At 73.9% G+C, this 2,424-nt stretch carries 2 protein-coding genes; one reads left to right on the top strand and one right to left on the bottom strand.

Annotated features, from left to right (window positions below; genetic code table 11):
• On the bottom strand, positions 1-451 hold a 451-nt coding region (locus tag AC1DXK_RS30795; RefSeq protein WP_477299694.1), incomplete at its 3' end, for a DNA-3-methyladenine glycosylase.
• 148 nt (positions 452-599) lie between these two features.
• On the opposite strand from AC1DXK_RS30795, the gene AC1DXK_RS30790 reads away from it, so the two are divergent.
• Entirely contained in the window at positions 600-2,324 is a 1,725-nt protein-coding gene (locus AC1DXK_RS30790; protein WP_477299693.1) for an adenylate/guanylate cyclase domain-containing protein, read from the top strand.
• Positions 2,325-2,424 lie beyond the last annotated feature (100 nt).

The raw sequence follows: 2,424 nt of genomic DNA, 5'->3' as shown, positions 1-2,424 counted from the left end.
CCTCGGGGTCGCCCGGGGCGCGGGGCTCGAACCGGAACGGCGCCCGCGCGAGGGGCGCGCCGTCCAGCGCGTCGGTGACGCCGAGGGCCTGGCAGAGGCGACCGGGGCCGGCGCAGAGGAGGCGCGGCGCCTCCGTGCCCCGGCGGGCCGCCATGGCGGCGAGCCCCTCGGTGGGCGCGAGGGCGCGGAGCAGCACGGCGCTGCCGGGCTCGCAGACGAGGTTCAGGCACCAGTGCATCCCGTAGGAGCGGTACACGTAGGCGTGGGCCGGCGGCCCGAACATGCTGGCGTTGCGCCGCGTCGGGCCGCGGAAGCTGTGGGAGGCCGGATCGCTGCGGTCGTAGGCCTCGGTCTCGACGATGATCCCGCCCGCCGCGCCGACGAACAGACGGGCGCCGATCAGGTCGCGGGCCACCGCGGCGGCGCTTCGGGCGAAGAAGGGCTCCAGCATCGGGACTCCCGGGGCGGCGTTCCGGCGGGCGCGCCGAAGAACGCGTGAATGGCGGTCGCGGAGAAATAAATCGGGCGGGGCAGAAGTCTTGCTGGTACGAGGGGCCGTGAATGGCGGTCTCAGAACCGATCCCTTCGGACCTCCCAGCATGGTGCGCACAGCCTCGACCGCGACGCTCCGGTCCGCCGATGCGGGCGCGCAACCCCGATCCGCCGCGCAGGCCGCGCGGATCCGCCTGAACCTGCGGCGCCTCCGGCTGGCCAGCGGCCTGATTCTGTTCGGCTACGTGCTGACCCACCTGCTCAACCACGCCCTGGGCAACGTCTCCCTCGACGCCATGGAGGACGGCCTCGACCTCGTCACCGCCGTCTGGCTGAACCCCGTCGGCCTGACGCTGCTCTACGGCGCGCTGGTGACCCATCTGCTGCTCGGGCTCCAGGCGCTCTACGCGGCCCGCTTCTTCCACTGGCGGCCCTCCGAGGCCCTGCAGCTGGTCTCCGGCCTGCTGATCCCGACGCTCCTCATCAGCCACATCACGGCGACCCGGATCTCCTTCGTCACCGAGGGGCTCGACAAGGGCTACGCGCAGGAACTCTACGCCTTCTGGATCGCCTCGCCGACGCAGGGCCTCCTGCAGGTGACGGTCCTGGTCCTGGCCTGGATCCACGGCTGCATGGGCCTGTATTTCTGGCTGCGGCTGAAGCCCGCCTTCGGGAGGATCGCGCCCTGGCTGCTGGCGCTGGCGGTGCTGGTGCCGGTCCTGGCGCTGCTGGGCTTCGCGCAGGGCGGCCGGATGATCCTCACCCTGGCGCAGGATCCGGCGTGGCGGGCGGTGGCCCTCCAGCCGGTCCATGTCGGGCTGCCCGATCAGGTGGCGCGGCTCGCCGCCATCCGGAACGGGCTGCTCGGGACCTATGCGGGCCTCGTGGCGGCGGTCCTCGTGGCCCGCGGCGCGCGGACGCTGGCCGAGGTCAAGCGCGGCACGATCCGGCTCAGCTATCCGGACGGCCGGGTGGTGCGGGTGCCCCGGGGCACCAGCGTGCTGGAGGCGAGCCGGCGCAACCGGATCCCCCATGCCAGCGTCTGCGGCGGCCGCGGGCGGTGCTCGACCTGCCGGATCCGGGTGACGGACGGCAGCGACGGCGCGCCCACGCCCGGCCGCACCGAGCGGGCGGTGCTGGAGCGCATCGCCGCCGGCCCGGGGGTGCGCCTCGCCTGCCAGTTCCGGCCCGAGACCGACATGGCCGTGGTGCCGCTGCTCCCGCCGCAGCCGCGCGTGCGCCAGGCCGACCTGCTAGACCGGGCGCAGTCCGGCGAGGAGCGCTTCATCGTGGCGATGTTCGTCGACCTGCGCGGCTCGACGCGGCTCGCCGAGGAGCGCCTGCCCTACGACACGGTGTTCATCATCAACCGCTTCCTCGGCGCGGTCGGCGACGCCGTGCGGGAGGCCGGCGGCTCGACCAACCAGTTCCTCGGCGACGGTCTGCTCGCGCTGTTCGGCCTGGAGACGGAGCCCGAACAGGCCGCCCGGGACGCCCTGCGGGCGATCGACCTCATCGCCGAGGCCGTCGACACCCTGAACCGGCTGCTGGCGGCCGATCTGGAGCACACGCTCCGGTACGGGATCGGCGTGCATGCGGGTCCCGCCATCGTCGGCGAGATGGGCGATGCCACCGATGCCCGCTTCACGGCGCTCGGCGACACCGTCAACGTCGCCGCCCGCCTCCAGGGGCTGACCAAGACCCTCGGCTGCGTCGCCGTGGTGTCGGAGGCGGTCTATCGGGCGGCCCGCGTGGCGCCGGCGCGGATCCGGGACGAGGCGGTGGACGGCCGGTCCGAGGCCGTGCGGGTCAGCACCCTGGGCAGCCTCTGATGCTTCCGTCCTTGCGAGCGCAGCGAAGCAATCCAGGGTGGCGCCGACCCTGCAGACGTCCCGCTGCCCTGGGTCGCTTCGCTGCGCTCGCGATGACGGG

The sequence above is a fragment of the Methylobacterium sp. P3_A11 genome (assembly GCF_056403155.1).
This window is presented reverse-complemented; position numbering and strand designations above follow the sequence as displayed.

Bases quoted from the DNA above. Each gene is read 5' to 3' on its own strand.
- AC1DXK_RS30790 (WP_477299693.1), top strand. From the start codon at position 600: ATGGTGCGCACAGCCTCGACCGCGACGCTCCGGTCCGCCGATGCGGGC.